Source organism: Gracilibacillus suaedae, from assembly GCF_017599345.1.
Classification (GTDB): domain Bacteria; phylum Bacillota; class Bacilli; order Bacillales; family Amphibacillaceae; genus Gracilibacillus; species Gracilibacillus suaedae.
This window is the reverse complement of record NZ_JAGFVL010000040.1, coordinates 90,069-105,416: the sequence shown is the minus strand read 5'-3', so window position 1 is coordinate 105,416 and position 15,348 is coordinate 90,069. Positions and strand designations below refer to the sequence as shown.

General features: G+C 36.1%; 13 protein-coding genes. 8 read left to right on the top strand and 5 right to left on the bottom strand.

The window, feature by feature from the left end; all coding sequences use genetic code 11:
* The first annotated feature begins 53 nt into the window (after nucleotides 1-53).
* The 6 genes from J5J03_RS12095 (at nucleotide 54) to cyoE (ending at nucleotide 7,858) form a co-directional block, all read left to right on the top strand.
* The gene (locus J5J03_RS12095; RefSeq protein ID WP_208589840.1) at nucleotides 54-1,373 is read left to right on the top strand and encodes a hemolysin family protein; all 1,320 of its coding nucleotides are present in this window, start codon (nucleotides 54-56) and stop codon (nucleotides 1,371-1,373) included.
* Nucleotides 1,370-3,997, top strand: coding sequence for a cation-translocating P-type ATPase (locus J5J03_RS12090; protein WP_208589839.1), 2,628 nt, complete (start codon nucleotides 1,370-1,372; stop codon nucleotides 3,995-3,997). Before J5J03_RS12095 ends, J5J03_RS12090 begins: the two co-directional genes overlap by 4 nt.
* A 147-nt stretch (nucleotides 3,998-4,144) precedes the next feature.
* Complete coding sequence (locus J5J03_RS12085) at nucleotides 4,145-4,864, top strand: SDR family oxidoreductase (protein WP_208589838.1); 720 nt, start codon at nucleotides 4,145-4,147, stop codon at nucleotides 4,862-4,864.
* A gap of 99 nt (nucleotides 4,865-4,963) precedes the next feature.
* The gene (locus tag J5J03_RS12080; RefSeq protein WP_208589837.1) at nucleotides 4,964-6,004 is read left to right on the top strand and encodes an arabinan endo-1,5-alpha-L-arabinosidase; all 1,041 of its coding nucleotides are present in this window, start codon (nucleotides 4,964-4,966) and stop codon (nucleotides 6,002-6,004) included.
* A gap of 138 nt (nucleotides 6,005-6,142) precedes the next feature.
* The gene (locus tag J5J03_RS12075) at nucleotides 6,143-6,985 is read left to right on the top strand and encodes an SAM hydrolase/SAM-dependent halogenase family protein (RefSeq protein WP_208589836.1); all 843 of its coding nucleotides are present in this window, start codon (nucleotides 6,143-6,145) and stop codon (nucleotides 6,983-6,985) included.
* Between the two features lie 12 nt (nucleotides 6,986-6,997).
* Nucleotides 6,998-7,858, top strand: a complete 861-nt coding sequence (gene cyoE / locus J5J03_RS12070) for a heme o synthase (protein WP_208589834.1) — start codon at nucleotides 6,998-7,000, stop codon at nucleotides 7,856-7,858.
* A gap of 383 nt (nucleotides 7,859-8,241) precedes the next feature.
* Here cyoE and J5J03_RS12065 read toward each other — a convergent pair whose 3' ends face one another.
* The 3 genes from J5J03_RS12065 to J5J03_RS12055 all read right to left on the bottom strand — a co-directional run bounded on the left by J5J03_RS12065 (nucleotide 8,242) and on the right by J5J03_RS12055 (nucleotide 11,486).
* Nucleotides 8,242-8,868, bottom strand: a complete 627-nt coding sequence (locus J5J03_RS12065; protein WP_208589832.1) for a PepSY domain-containing protein — start codon at nucleotides 8,866-8,868, stop codon at nucleotides 8,242-8,244.
* A gap of 582 nt (nucleotides 8,869-9,450) precedes the next feature.
* Complete coding sequence (locus tag J5J03_RS12060; RefSeq protein ID WP_208589829.1) at nucleotides 9,451-10,803, bottom strand: sensor histidine kinase; 1,353 nt, start codon at nucleotides 10,801-10,803, stop codon at nucleotides 9,451-9,453.
* Nucleotides 10,800-11,486 carry a response regulator transcription factor gene (locus tag J5J03_RS12055; protein WP_208589827.1) on the bottom strand — a complete coding sequence of 229 codons (687 nt, stop codon included), beginning with the start codon at nucleotides 11,484-11,486 and terminating at the stop codon, nucleotides 10,800-10,802. The genes J5J03_RS12060 and J5J03_RS12055 overlap by 4 nt, the downstream gene beginning before the upstream one ends.
* A gap of 177 nt (nucleotides 11,487-11,663) precedes the next feature.
* Between J5J03_RS12055 and J5J03_RS12050 the strand changes: the two genes are divergently transcribed.
* Together J5J03_RS12050 and J5J03_RS12045 are read left to right on the top strand one after the other, a co-directional pair.
* Nucleotides 11,664-12,116 (top strand): MarR family winged helix-turn-helix transcriptional regulator, encoded by a 453-nt coding sequence (locus J5J03_RS12050; protein ID WP_208589824.1) that lies wholly within the window; start codon nucleotides 11,664-11,666, stop codon nucleotides 12,114-12,116.
* A gap of 21 nt (nucleotides 12,117-12,137) precedes the next feature.
* On the top strand, nucleotides 12,138-12,656 hold the full coding sequence (locus J5J03_RS12045; protein WP_208589877.1) for a GNAT family N-acetyltransferase: 519 nt from the start codon (nucleotides 12,138-12,140) through the stop codon (nucleotides 12,654-12,656).
* A gap of 200 nt (nucleotides 12,657-12,856) precedes the next feature.
* On the opposite strand, the gene J5J03_RS12040 is transcribed toward J5J03_RS12045, so the two are convergent.
* Both J5J03_RS12040 and J5J03_RS12035 read right to left on the bottom strand, forming a co-directional pair.
* Nucleotides 12,857-14,332: a methyl-accepting chemotaxis protein gene (locus J5J03_RS12040; protein WP_208589823.1), complete on the bottom strand. Its 1,476-nt coding sequence runs from the start codon at nucleotides 14,330-14,332 to the stop codon at nucleotides 12,857-12,859.
* A gap of 117 nt (nucleotides 14,333-14,449) precedes the next feature.
* Nucleotides 14,450-15,271 carry a MurR/RpiR family transcriptional regulator gene (locus J5J03_RS12035; protein WP_208589822.1) on the bottom strand — a complete coding sequence of 274 codons (822 nt, stop codon included), beginning with the start codon at nucleotides 15,269-15,271 and terminating at the stop codon, nucleotides 14,450-14,452.
* Nucleotides 15,272-15,348: the final 77 nt, after the last annotated feature.

Sequence of the window (15,348 nt, the reverse complement as noted above, 5' to 3'; positions counted from 1 at the left end):
ACCGTTTATTTTGGGTATAACAATGATAAGACTGGCAAAGAGAAGGTGGTATTTTGGTATTATCTTTTATTATTCTTGTATTACTAATATTAATCAATGCATTTTTTGCGGCTTCTGAGATTTCACTAGTTGCTTTGAATGACAATAAAATAAAGAAAAGAGCGGAACAAGGAGATAAAAAATCAGTTAAATTGCAGGAGTTATTATCGGAACCTGGCCGTTTTTTAGCAACGATTCAAATCGGTATAACCTTAGCAGGCTTTCTGGCAAGTGCGTTTGCTGCTGATCGATTTGCGGAACCTTTAGCGGAATGGTCAGTGTCTATCGGTATACCGGTCGCTTTATCATTACTAAAAACAATCGCTGTTGTTACTATTACGATACTACTTTCCTATTTTACATTGGTAATTGGGGAGTTAGTACCGAAACAATTAGCTTTACAAAAAGCAGAAACCATCGCATATAAAACCGTTAATCCATTATCAATATTGTTTAAAATTAGTTATCCATTTGTTAAAATATTGAATCTTTCGACGAACTTAATCGTAAAATTGTTTGGAGTAGATCCCCATGCCAAACAAGAAGAGGCAAATGAAGAAGAAATAAGAATGTTAGTAGATATTGGTGGTGAACGTGGAACGATCAAAAATGATGAAAAGCGGATGATTCATAATATATTTGAGTTTAATGATAAAACCGTCTCCGATATTATGACACACAGAACAGATATTACAGCCATTAATGTCGAGTCAAGTATCGATGAAATCTTAGATATCATTAATGATAAACGTTTTACTCGTTTTCCTGTCTATGAGGAGGGTATCGATCATGTTATTGGTATTTTACATATGAAGGACATGTTTCCTTATTTAAAAGGAAATAATCATCCGTGGAATCACCTCTTACGCAAACCTTATTATGTAATGGAGTCCCAGCCAATTGATATCGCCTTTCGTGATATGAAAAAGCATAACATTCATATTGCGATGATCGTGGATGAATATGGAGGAATTGATGGCCTTATTACAATGGAAGATATGATCGAGGAAATTGTCGGGGAAATATTAAGTGAACATCATTTACCTGGTGAAGATGAAGCTAGCAGTGTAAAAAAAGTTAATACGAATCAATATGAGGTGGAGGGCACGACTCATCTCTATTTATTGGAGGAAGCTTTCCAAATGGAGTTACCTTACGACGATTTCGAGACGGTGAATGGATTTATTGTTCATCAGCTTGGATACATTCCGCAAAATTCAGAGGAGCGACCATCCATAGCGTATAAAAACCTGACATTTGAAGCAGTAGAAATATCCGACTATCGTATAGAAAAAGTATTGATTACGATCGAACCAGGAGGAGATCCATCTTGAGTAGTTATCAAAAAACGAAGCAGGAAGTATTAGAAAAATGGGAAGTATCACCTTCGAATGGGTTGACAGCCAACGAAGTTAACAACCGACTTGAACAGGAAGGCTATAACGAAATCGCTGATAAAGAAAAAGTACCGACATGGAAGCTATTTTTAGAAAGCTTTAAAGACGCAATGGTCGTTGTGCTCCTCGCGGCGGCAATTGTGCAATTAGTACTCGGTGAATTAATAGAATCAATCATTATTTTCATCGTTATTTTGTTAAATTCCATTATCAGTGTGGTGCAAACGAAGAAGGCGGAGAGTTCACTAGATGCACTCCGGGATATGTCTGCACCAGAGGCTAAAGTGATTCGTGACGGTACAAGTCATACCATAATGGCACGTGAATTAGTACCAGGTGATATTGTCTTGCTCGAGGCAGGAGACTATATACCGGCAGATGGTCGTCTTTTGGAAGCTGAATCATTAAAAATTAATGAAGGTATGCTGACAGGTGAATCCGATGCAGTAGAAAAAGTCACCGAACCGATTCAAGAGGAAGTATCAATCGGCGATCAGAAAAACATGGTGTTTTCCAGCTCACTAGTAGTGAATGGTCGAGCTACTTTCGTGGTAACGTCAACTGGCGAAAAAGCTGAGATTGGAAAAATTGCCGAAATGATTGAAACAGCGGAAACAAAACAAACACCATTGCAACGAAAACTGGATTCTTTCAGTAAGAAATTAGGGATTGCGATTTTACTTATTTGTATCGTTATCTTTGCCGTACAGGTTGGTCGGATTTGGTTTAATGATACTGATGTTGATATGACGAAGGCAATATTAGATGCCTTAATGTTCTCCGTTGCTATTGCGGTTGCAGCTATTCCTGAGGCTTTGCAGTCCATTGTGACGATTGTTTTATCAGTTGGTACTAATAAAATGGCAAAACAACATGCGATCATTCGCCGTTTACCGGCAGTAGAAACACTTGGTTCTACGAGTGTGATTTGTACCGATAAAACCGGAACATTAACCCAAAATCAAATGACCGTTACAGAAGCCTATTTACCAGAAATTAAGGATCCGTTCAGTAAAGAAAAATGGACAAAAAGTGAACGATTACTCATTCAAATCTTAGTGCTTTGTAATGATTCCTATATTAATGAAGATAACAATGAAATTGGAGATCCGACAGAAATTGCATTGATTCGATTAGCGGAAAAGCAAAATCTGTCATATAAAGAATTACGAAATAAATATCAGCGTGAAGCAGAACTGCCTTTTGATTCTGATCGGAAAATGATGTCGACTGTCTATACGATTGATGGAGAACGGTTGATGTTAATCAAAGGCGGTCCAGATGTAATGTTAGACCGTGCAAGTACTATTTTCGTTAACGGTGAGGAACAAGAATTAACTTCGGAATGGCTTGAACATTTAGAGAATCAAAATGAGCGTTACTCCAAGCAAGCTTTACGTGTTTTAGCTTTTGCATATAAAAAAATCGAAGAAGATCAAAAGATCACATTAGATGATGAACAAGATTTCACTTTAATAGGTTTTACAGCAATGATGGACCCACCAAGAGATGCAGTTTATGGATCAATTGAAGAAGCAAAAAAAGCAGGTATAAAACCTGTCATGATCACAGGTGACCATAAAACAACCGCAGAAGCGATCGGTAAGGATATCGGATTAATGGCTGAAGGTGATTTAGCTGTTACTGGTAAAGAATTGGACAATATGTCTGACACAGAATTAGACGAGAAATTAGAACATATTTCTGTATATGCCCGTGTTTCACCTGAAAATAAAATCCGAATTGTGAAAGCATGGCAGCGCAAAGACCAAATTACTGCGATGACAGGTGATGGGGTCAATGATGCTCCAGCGTTAAAACAGGCTGATATCGGAATTGGAATGGGGAGTGGAACCGATGTGGCGAAGGATTCTGCGGCAATGATTTTAACTGATGACAATTTTGTATCGATTGTGAAAGCTGTAAGAGTGGGACGAACCGTTTTTGATAATATCAAGAAGTCAATAGCTTATTTATTCGCCGGAAATTTAGGGGCGATTATTGCGATTTTGTTTGCAGTAATTATGAATTGGGCTAATCCGTTTACAGCATTACAATTATTATTTATTAATCTTGTTAATGATTCTTTGCCGGCTATTGCTTTAGGGATGGAAAAATCAGAACCAAACGTTATGAAGCGTAAACCTCGAAAAATAGATGAGGGGATTTTTGCTGAAGGAACATTACGATCCGTCATTATTCGAGGGCTATTAATTGGGGTGGCAGTTATCATTTCTCATTATATTGGGTTACAACACTCAGAAGAAATGGGGGTAGCAATGGCTTTTACCACCCTTATTCTGTCGAGGACGTTACAAACCTTCCCAGCAAGATCAAATGTGCAGACTGCTTTTGGTGCGGGGTTTTTCCAAAATAAATATGTATTAGGAGCTGTCGTAATTGGGTTTGTACTATATTCGATTACCATTATGCCTTTCGCAAGAGAAGTGTTCCATATCCCAGCTGAATTTGGCTGGAATCAAGGATTAATTGCCTTCGCATTAGCACTCGGAAGTGTGGTATTAATGGAGGGTGTGAAGGTGATCAGAAATAAAAAGTGAATAATGGAAACAAGTGCTGCTGTTGGCCTGATAATTAAGAATATCGTGTCAACAGTAGTGCTATTTTATTAGTTTTTCACCAAATAGATAGGAGATTGTGATAAAATATATGTAAGGGTTTTCAACAATAAAGAATGGGGTGAAAAGATGAAAGTTTTAGTTACAGGAGCTAATAGAGGCTTAGGCTTAGCCTTAGTACGTAGTGGTTTGAAAAAAGGCAATATTATTTTTGCTACTGTTCGCTCTGTAGCGGATAAACACATAAAAGAATTACAAAATTTAAAAGAATCTTATGAAGGACAACTTCGGATTATTCATATGGACGTCACGCATGAAAAATCAGTCAAGCAAGCTGCTGAAGCAGTGAAACTGACTGATCAATATTTAGATGTGATTATAAATAATGCAGCTATTTTAAACGAACGGGAAAAGGCGATAGAAGAATTGGATATGAATGCCGCACTGCAAGCATTTGATGTGAATACTTTAGGTCCAATGCGAGTAGTGAAACATTTTCTTCCTGTTTTACGAATTGGTATTAGGCAACATGTAGCAGAAACACAAGCGATTATTAATATCAGTTCCGAAGCTGGAAGTCTTACCAATGCTTATAGTGGCGACTATCCTTATGGTATGACAAAAGTGGCTTTGAATATGCTTACTGAAAAATTAAGGGTATATTTAAAGGATGAACCAGTGGAAGTTGTATCTGTCCATCCAGGATGGATGAAAACAGATATGGGTGGTGAGAAGGCGCCACAAGATCCCGATGATACAGCAGATAATATATATAGTCTCATAGAGAATGGATGGAAATCGAGTCCGTTTGCATTTATTGATAATAATGGAAATTATATGGATATCTAATTTATTAATTTAATCCACCTTTATCTGCAAACGTATACATTATGGTTAATTTTATGCTATAATGTGTGCGGACAATTACATAGGAAGGTGGATTTTGTTTTGAATAAACGGAGTATGTGGGTTGCTATTATAATAGCGTTAGGTATATTAATAGTAGTTAGTCTTTATGATGATGAATTAAATGGTTTATCAAATAGTGATGAAGATGGTTTGTTAGAAATGAGTGGGGATTATGGTGACTATGATCCTGCATTAGGGATTGATGATCCAGTACATGATCCGTCGATATTTGAGTCAAATGGTGAATTTTTCGTAGTATCTACAGGTGTAGCAAGAAGTACAGAAGATCCTGGAGGTATCTTCATGAGAAAGTCTACGGAATCCTTAGCAGGTCCATGGGAAGCGATGGGCGAAATTGCGGTGCCAGAATGGATCTTTAAGTATAATACTGCACATCTGTGGGCTCCGCATGTTGTAGAAAAGGATGATACATATTATCTTTATTATGCAGCGTCCATTTTTGGTACGAATCATTCCGGAATTGGTGTTGCTAGTACGACTACACCAGGCGATATAGCTAGCTGGGAAGACCATGGACCGATTTTAACGTCAGCACCTGGTGAAACAGAGTATAACGCAATAGATCCAATGGTTTTTGAAGCAGAAGGTAGCTGGTGGATGGTTTATGGCTCTCATTTTGGTGGGATTGCAGTTCAAGAGCTCTCAGATAATATGAAGGAATTAAATGGAGAACCGACGAAAATTGCTTCCAGACAAGCTACAACTCAGCACAATGCCATCGAAGGACCGGCTATTTTTGAACGAGATGGTTATTTTTATCTATTAACTTCTTGGGATTCATGCTGTAATGGTGTAGATAGTACCTATAAAATAGCGGTAGGTCGTGCTGAAGCTGTAACTGGCCCATATCTAGATTTCGAAGGGGAGGAGTTACTGCAAGGCGGTGGTGATATTATATTAGATAGCCAGGATAATCAAATTGGTCCAGGTGGGCAAGATATTATCAAGAAAGATGGCGACTATTTTATGGTTTATCATTATTATGATGGGGATGCCGATGGTGTCATTCGTATGCAAATCCGAAAAGTAAACTGGCGTAATGATTGGCCAGCATTTTAATTATATGAAGAAAGGCAGGCACCTGATAGTGGGTGTCGGTTTTTTATGCAAGCACCAAGTATTTAGGATTCAAATGATATTCTTTCATTTCATTGCTAGATAATAGTATAATGGTGCTAAGCATAGAAAGGGGTAATCATGATGATGAATCCATTGGTGTTACAATCAGATTTCGGACTAGAAGATGGAGCAGTAAGTGCAATGAAAGGTGTTGCGCATAGTGTAAGTAAAATCGTTAACATATTTGATAATACTCATGATATACCACCGTTTGATATCTGGTCAGGTTCCTATCGATTATTACAAACAGTGTCCTATTGGCCAGAAAATACTGTTTTTGTATCTGTTGTAGATCCAGGAGTCGGTTCAGAACGAAAAAGTGTGGTTGTCAAAACAAAGAATAATCAATATATTGTTACACCAGATAATGGTACGTTAACACATATTTATAATAAAATTGGCATTAAGCAAATCAGAGAAATTGATGAAGAGGTCAATCGGTTACCAAAGTCAGGAGCTTCTCATACTTTTCATGGTCGAGATATTTATGCCTATACAGGAGCTCGAATAGCTGCAGGGGTGATTTCTTTTGATAATATTGGACCAGAATTACAAATAGAGGATATAGTACGTCTGCCGTTTTATGAGCCAAAGCTTGAGGAGCAAATGATAAGCGGGACGATTGATATATTGGATGTCCGTTTTGGTAATTTGTGGACTAATATTAGTAGAGAGCTTTTTTTCGAATTAAATATTGAATATGGTGAAGCAGTCGAAATAGAAATTCTCCATGATACGAGAAGAGTATACCGAAATAAGATGACGTTTGGTCGCTCATTCGCTGCTATTCAAATTGGAGAGCCAGTATTATATGTGAATTCGTTGGATAATATGGCAATGGCGATCAACCAAGGTTCATTTGCTAAAGCTCACAATATTGGAACTGGTTCAAGCTGGCACGTTTATATAAAGAAGGTTTAAGGAGTTCACGGAATGGTTAGTGTTTTGACAGAATTAAAATACTTATTTAAAAGATTTGTATTAATTGCGAATGTGTTACCGACAGTACTCGGATTTATGATCGCCGCGCGTTATTATGATATTAGATTCGATGACTATTCGGTTGATTTCTTATTGCTGCTGATCGGCAGTGCAATGTTGGTTGCAGGTGCTTTAACATTAAATAATTGGTTAGAAGCAGATGTTGACAAATTAATGGAACGGACTAAAAATAGGCCGACTGTCACTGGCTCTATCTCTTTACGTACGATTCTGATAATGGGAATAGTTTTGAGTTTGATTGGGCAATTTTTGTTACTTTTAATTAATTTAGAGGTTGCCATTTATGGTTTTGTAGGTTGGTATACGTATGTTGTTGTATATACAATTTGGACTAAAAGAAAAGTAACGTGGAATACACATATAGGCAGTTTATCAGGTGCAGTTACACCATTGATGGGGTGGGGGGTAATAGGTTCAGCGTTTCACCCTATTCCACTAAGTCTTTTTGCAATTATGTTTCTTTGGCAAATGCCACATACGTATGCAATTGCCATTCGTAAGTATGAAGACTATGCAAGATCAGGATTGAAAATGTTACCAGTAGTACGTGGTTTCAAGACTACAATTCGCAGGACTAATATTTATATATTGTTGTTGCTATTTATTCCTTTGTTTTTGAGTGGATTCAGTACTTTGTTTTATGTCCTTATCACATTACTAAATGTTGGTTGGTTAATCATTGGAGTTATCGGCTTTAAAACACCATCAGTAAAAAAATGGGCCAATCTCTTATTTGCAAGTTCATTAGTTTATTTGTTAGTAGTTTATGGATTATATGTTGCTTTTGTTTGATGCCATTTTTGCTAAAAGAAGCAATTACATCGAATATCTTAAAAGATGCCCTTCATTCCATTGGTGAAGGGTATCTTTTTAATAAAATAAGAAAGCATATAATTCGTGATACTATCGTATGTTGAACGATAATAAGCACCACTGGGGTAATAACCCAAGTTGCTAGGTCTGACATATGTTTTTGACAAGGTCTTAGCGATGCCCATTCCCAATCTTGTGGGAATTGTTTGACCAGAAGATCCTTTTTTTTCGAGCGGTTTTTGCTCAGTTTTTTCTTATGAAGGACAAAAAAGAAGGAAGTGAGAGAAAAGTGTCCGTCATAAGCGTGATGAAGGAAAAAATTTATCATTGGTGAGACATAGTGTCTTTTTTATCAAATAGCTTTAGTCCTCATCAAGTTCATCTTTAGAAATGGAAATAATGGAACCGGTATATGCATCAATCTCCAAATCAATTTCTTCTTTGTCAGTTATCAATTCGATTTCATATAGGTATCTTCCATCATCTTCATCCTGTTCAAAATCGATAATTTCCGCACCTGGATATTGATCTAATGCAATATCACTTGCTTCTTCTGCAGAAATTAATGTGTTATTTGGTTGCTGCTTAGTTTCTTCAGTGCTACTATCATCACGATCTTCTGTATGGTTATTTCTACTGTTATCCTCTTGTTCAATATTATCATCAACTGCAGTAACCTCCTTTCTAGTAGAGTTGTTACTTTCGGTTACAGATGTTTCATTTAACAGTAATACTTCTCCCGTTTCTGCATCTATTTTTAACTCATAATCACGATCTGTTCTTTTGATTTTTACTTTATATATTTTTTTGTTATTTTCCGCTTCTAATTCTATTTCTGCGATTTCACCGGAGTATTGTTTCGATATTTTTTCTTTTGCTTCTTCTTCTGATAAATAGGCATCAGCAGGAGAAGAAGTGAAATTGTAAATGACAAATACACCACCGATTACGATAACTAGAATTAAGGGATATAACAGCTTTTTTTTCATCCATGATCACTCCTCATTTCTTGTGTTCTGGAAAATTATAAAATTCCCCCCCTGTGAATAAAGCGGCCCTTAACAAAGAAGATCATCGGCTCTGCTCACCGTAATTCCTTTATCTCAGTTGATTCTGAAGCCGCTACGTTTCTAAACGGTCGCCTTCGCTATACTTTATCTACAACGAATAATAGAAAAAAGATATTGGGTTTTATAAACCTTATTAGTAATTTCCTAAGCCATACATTGCACTTTCACAGGGATGACAACTCAAATTGCCTGATCTGACAAATGTTGTAGCACATGTATAAAGCGAAGGCCGCCCACTTCCACTCCTGTGGGAATCGTTTGACCTGAAGATCCACTTTTTCGAGCGGTTTTGGCTCGAAAAAGTTAGCTGAAGGACAAACCCCACGGAAAGGGAAGTGGGCAGCCGGAGCGGTGGTCAAGCTGTTCAACTATTTCATCATTACTACTAAAGTAATAAAGGACCGGCGGGGGTGTGCCGATTTTTCTTATTACGTATAGTTTATCCAAACACTATGAGTAGACCATGAGAGAAAAATGAGAATTTGATGAGAAAAAATAATCTCATTTTGGTAATGTAAGTGTCAAGGTTGACCCTTCATTCACTTGACTCGTGATATGGATACTTCCTCCATGTGCCTGAATAATTTGTTGGCAAATAGCTAGACCAAGACCTGTCCCACCGGCTTTTCGACTGCGAGCTTTATCAACACGGTAAAACCGGTCAAAAACATGTTCCTGATCTTCTGAAGATAAACCTTCTCCTTTATCCACCACATCAATCGATAACAGTTGCTGTTTATCTCGCATCTTTACGATGACGATGTCTTCACTATATTTGCATGCATTATCAACTAGAATATAAATCGCCTGATGAATTTTCCTACGGTCTGCACTTATGGTGATGTCTTGATCCTCTTCATGATAAAATTTAATTTCACGTTGATAAGCGGTAGATAATGACCGAATGACGTCACGTGTAATCTGACTGATATTGACTTGCTCAAATAATAAATTTTCTTGATCCTCATTTTTGGCTAAAATAAGCATTTGTTCTGTTAAATGCTGCATCCGATCAGATTCCGAAAGAATGGCATTCGTTGCTTCCTCAAAAATTTCCGGTTTATCTTTTCCGCGTCGTTGTAATAATTCTGTATAGCTTTTAATGACAGAAATAGGGGTGCGAAGTTCGTGAGAAGCATCAGAAACGAAGCGTTCTTGCTTCTGTCTATTTTCCTCGATCCGATCGATCATGGCATTATAAGCTTGCTGCATTTCACTAATCTCATCGTTATTTTTCTTCTTAATGGCGAGTTTCTCCCATTTTCCGTTCTTCGGATTTTTCCTCATTTCTAATGTTAGTGTCTGAATTTGATTGGTAATATAGCGCGACAAAAAATACCCGGCAAATAATGCAGGGAAGAGCATGACTCCCGCTGTAAGAAATAAAACAAGACGAAGTGTACGTAATGAATCTTCCATGGAGTACAACGCTTCATTAACTTGTAATGTAATTATTGAGCCATCCTCCCAAATGATGGGCATCAAAACTTGTGCATAGGGAGTTTTATTTTCATCTTTAGCTATCTGACTTTTTTCTGTTTGTGAATATGAAAATGGCCATTCACTAAATCGATCCTCTGTGCTGGCATTTTCAATAAGCTCTCCATTTTCATCAATAATACGGATAATACCATTTGCAGGAAGAAATGCTGTCAGTAAATTCTCCTGTTCAATTGCAACTGTTGAGCTTTTTACTATTGCCTCCATTATACTTTCAGCATCTTCCTTGACTCGATTCAGTTCATTATCACTAACCCGATCTTCATATAAAACATAAACAGCACTATTGATGAGAAAAATAACAAGGACCATAAATCCACTAAGAAAAAGTTGTACTTTCGTTCGTAGTTTCATTGTTTAACATCCTTTATGGTATAACCAACACCTCGCACGGTTTGAATGGTTACCTTCTGGAATGGTTTATCAATTTTATTGCGAATATAACGGATATAGACGTCGACAACATTAGTATCTCCAGCATAATCAAATCCCCATACCTTATCCAGCAATTGATCACGGTTGAAGACTTGGTTTCTGTTCCGTAATAAGAAGGTAAGCAGATCATATTCACGAGGAGTGAGATCGATCGTTTCCCCATTTCTTGTCACATCTCGTGACTGTAGATCAATCGTTAAATCTTGATAATTTAGTTGGTCTTGCTGGGACGTAGCTGGTCCGGCCTGTCGTAGATGAGCTCGTACTCTTGCTAACAATTCTTCTATTTGAAATGGCTTGGTTATATAATCATTAGCTCCTAAATCCAGGCCAGAAACTTTGTCATGTACTTCATCTCGAGCGGTTAATAGAAGGATTGGTGTAGTAGTATTCGCTTTGCGATAGCGCCTGAGAATTTCAAATCCGCTCAACCCTGGTAGCATGATATCTAATAAAACAAGATCATAATCATTTTCCTGTAAAAGTTGAAAAGCCGTCTGTCCATCAGTAGCAATCGTAGTTTGGTAGTCTTCGTAGCCTAATTCAAGTTCTAATACACGTGCTAACTTTTCTTCATCTTCCACAATCAGAATCTTGGTCATGTAATCCTCTCCTTAGCAATAAATATAGCACAAATTTGGAAGAGTAGCAGTCAGTAAGAGATGCAAAGTGATTAGTAGTTTTCTGTTTTTGTTGCAAATGCAATAAAAATAAGTTAAGTTAAGTATGTATATTTTTTATTGCATTTACAACAAAAAATAAGCGCTAAGGAGTTAATTATGAAGGAAATTCTTCGTGAAATCGGGATGATAGCAAGGGCATTAGATTCTATAAGTAATATAGAGTTTAAAGAATATGATCTTACAAAAGGGCAGTATTTGTATCTTGTGCGAATATGTGAAAACCCGGGTATTATTCAAGAAAAGCTAGCTGAAATGATAAAAGTAGATCGAACAACAGCAGCACGCGCTATAAAAAAACTTGAATTAAATGGTTTTATTGAAAAGAATGCAGACAATCATAACCAAAAAATAAAAAAACTCTTTCCAACAGAGAAAGGGGAAAATGTTTACCCTTTTATCAAAAGAGAAAATGATTATTCCAATACAGTTGCATTAAACGGATTTTCCGACAAAGAGATAGAAACCATTTCCAACCTTCTTCAAAGAGTAAGAGAAAATATAGAAAGAGATTGGGAATTTGTTAAAAAAGGGAACAAGAGGGATTACTGATTAAAGGAGCGACACATGAAAATGACGATCAATATCAGACAGTGTACTTTTGAAGATTTGTACAAACTTCAAGAACTTAGTTCTGAAACATTTAATGAGACATTTAAGCATCAGAATTCACCTGAAAATATGAATGCTTATTTGGAAAAGGCATTTAACTTAAAACAATTAGAAAAAGAATTATCCAATGTTTTTTCGCAATTCTATTTTGTTTATTTTCATAATGAAATTGCTGGGTATTTAAAGATCAATACCAATGATGCGCAGTCTGAAGAAATGGATGATGATTCACTTGAAATCGAAAGGATTTATATAAAGAGTAAGTTTCAGAAACTTGGGCTAGGCAAACATTTGTTAGATAAAGCGGTGGAACTTGCCATCGCCAAAAATAAAAAGATAATCTGGCTAGGTGTATGGGAAAAAAATGAAAATGCTATTGCTTTTTATAAGAGAATGGGGTTTGTTCAAACTGGGATCCACTCTTTTTATATGGGTGACGAGGAACAAACGGACTTTATCATGCGGAAAACACTTATATAAAATTTAATAAGATAGAAGGAATATTAAGTTCAGCCAAAATCATGCTTCACAGTGCCAAAAACTAGTTATTAATCAACTAGAACACAATTTTCAAATATTACTGAAGAACAAATTGCTAGGATATTTAAAATGCAAAAAAAGATAGATAGAGCATAATAATTTGCTCCTCTATCCTTTTTATTGTTCCATCGTTCTAAATCTTAAAACTGTTTCTTTAATGTTTCTGAGTCCTCGACTGCTTCATCTAATAATTCAGCCAACTCTTGGTTGCTTTCGGTTAAGGTGGTAATCGTTGAACTCATTTCTTCTAAGCTAGCAGAAGTCTCTTCGATAATCGCTGCTAAATCATTAGTGGACCCATCTACACCGTTTGATTGTTCCTGTACTTGCATAGCTAATTGGGAAAAGTTCTGTAACGCATCATTTAATGTTCCCATCGTTGTCGTGAGTCTTTCAAAATAGCCAGTTACTTCCTCAGACGTTTGCATACCGTCGACAAAATTTTGCATACTCTTATCCATCTGGGCAACCGCGGAGTCGTTAGTATCATTTAATGCGGATAAATTGCTTGTGATTTTTTCGGTTGTCTCACCTGTTAAGTCAGCGAGCTTTCTTATTTCATCTGCTACAACGGCAAATCCTTTCCCTGCTTCTCCGGCACGTGCTGCCTCTATAGATGCATTTAAGGCAAGTAAATTGGTTTGTTCGGTAATTTCTTTAATATTGTCAGCAAAACCATTTGTTTCTTTGATTTTATCGGTTAATTCAGCAAAGGTTCTGCTTAAATCACCAATTGTCTGTTCAAGGACATGATTATTTTCATTTAATGTATCCATTTTTTCTTTGCCAGACAATGTTAATTCACTCGCTTGTAAAGCTTCGTCATAAAGGTGCTGAGAAGTCTGTTCGACGACATCAATATTTTGCCGAGTATCATTAGTGGCATTGGAAATATCAGAAATTTGCTCTGATTGTGATTGACTAGCTTGAGAGATTTCATGAATGGTAGCATTTAGATCATTTTGTGTTTTGACATTGTCTTGCAATTTGTCATTGACCTGTTCCATTTTTTTCAAGATATTTGTCATCGATTTTTCGACGACTTGTCCTTGTTGTTCTTTATTATGACTATCTAATTCTGATTTTTGTAACAAGTCGGCAAGCTGTTTCATTTGGTAATTCGCCATTTTAATAATGAAGTGAAAAATAATCCCAGTTAGCAAATAAGAGAGTGACGTGTATAGAAAAATATCTACCATTAATTCGTTTGTTTTATCCATTTCATAGTAATTATATGCTATGACAAATAGTCCGATAACAAATCCTGTATAAAACACTTTCTTATTCATTGGAATACCTGAAAATAAGCTAAGAAAAAGTACAATAATAAAAATTGTTGCACTCGCACCTTGAAGTGCTATAAAAATAAAGATAAGACTGAAGTACATAATGACGAGTAAAAAAGGTAATATATCAGGTTTATTAAGCCTTTTTTGCAATATAAAAAATAGTATCAGAGCAATTAGTAGCTCACTTGCATAGAAGATTGCTGATAGAGTTTGATTCGTTGCGAACGATAATATAAGTCCTGCACTCATCATAATCGTTAGAATGCTTATCATTAAAATATTCTTACGCTTGGTATCATTGTGTTTCATCGTTTGAATAAGGTCCATGTTTATAGTCTTCCTTTCCTATGTATGTAATAATATTCTATTGCTTTCAGTATAAATAAATAAGTAAATAGTTACAATATATTTTTATAATTATAGGAATATAGACTTGTTTATTTTTTATCTTGGAAGTTCTTTATCGTACTTTTTTCTTAATCGTGATAAATGCTCCAATCTTTCAATATTATCTTCGTGGTCTTTTAAACTTAATCCAAGTATCAGGTTTTCCACTAATATAGTAGGTGCTATCATAGAATGGAATTCATTTGCATCTCCTCTACTAGCATATAAAGTAATAGTGGATAGTGAAGTGAAATCTGCTACTAATTGATCGGTAATCATAACAGTTCGGTAATGAATTTCTCGCTGATAGTCTAATATGACCTTTGTTTCAGGCAATAATCTTCCAAAAGCAAAAACAATCACAACATCTTCTCGTTTAAAGTGAATCAACTCTTCTAACAATTCATTTCCTTGATGTTCTATTAAGTGAATCGATATTCCAAAACGTTTCATTCGATAAACTAGTAATTCACCTAGCCCTTTTGAAGGTCCACTAGCAAATATGTAAACACGATTGGCCCGATAAAGTAGGTCAAGTGCTTGTTGAAAGCGTGTTTGATCCATATTATCGAACGTTTCTTGCAGTAGTGACAGACTTTTTTCTAACGTCAGGTAATGTGATGGTTGCGTTGATACTCGTTTAATCTTACCAGCCGGAGATACTTCTAGCTTCTTTTTCATCTGTTTTTTAAAATCTTTCAGATTGTGATAGCCAATTATCGACCAGAAGCGGGAAACGGTAGCTATACTTACTCCGATCTCTTGAGCAATTTCCTTTTCTGTTGATAATAATACTTGTTGCAAATGCTTAGAAATGTAATTTGCTATTTTCATTTGGCTAGGTGTTAACCGATCTTTTTCAATGGAAAATGGTAGCATATGATCCCTCCTCGTTTGTATTCTAGCAAATGAATCTTAAATATAGCTGATTATGATAAAAAATTTACATTATGAAA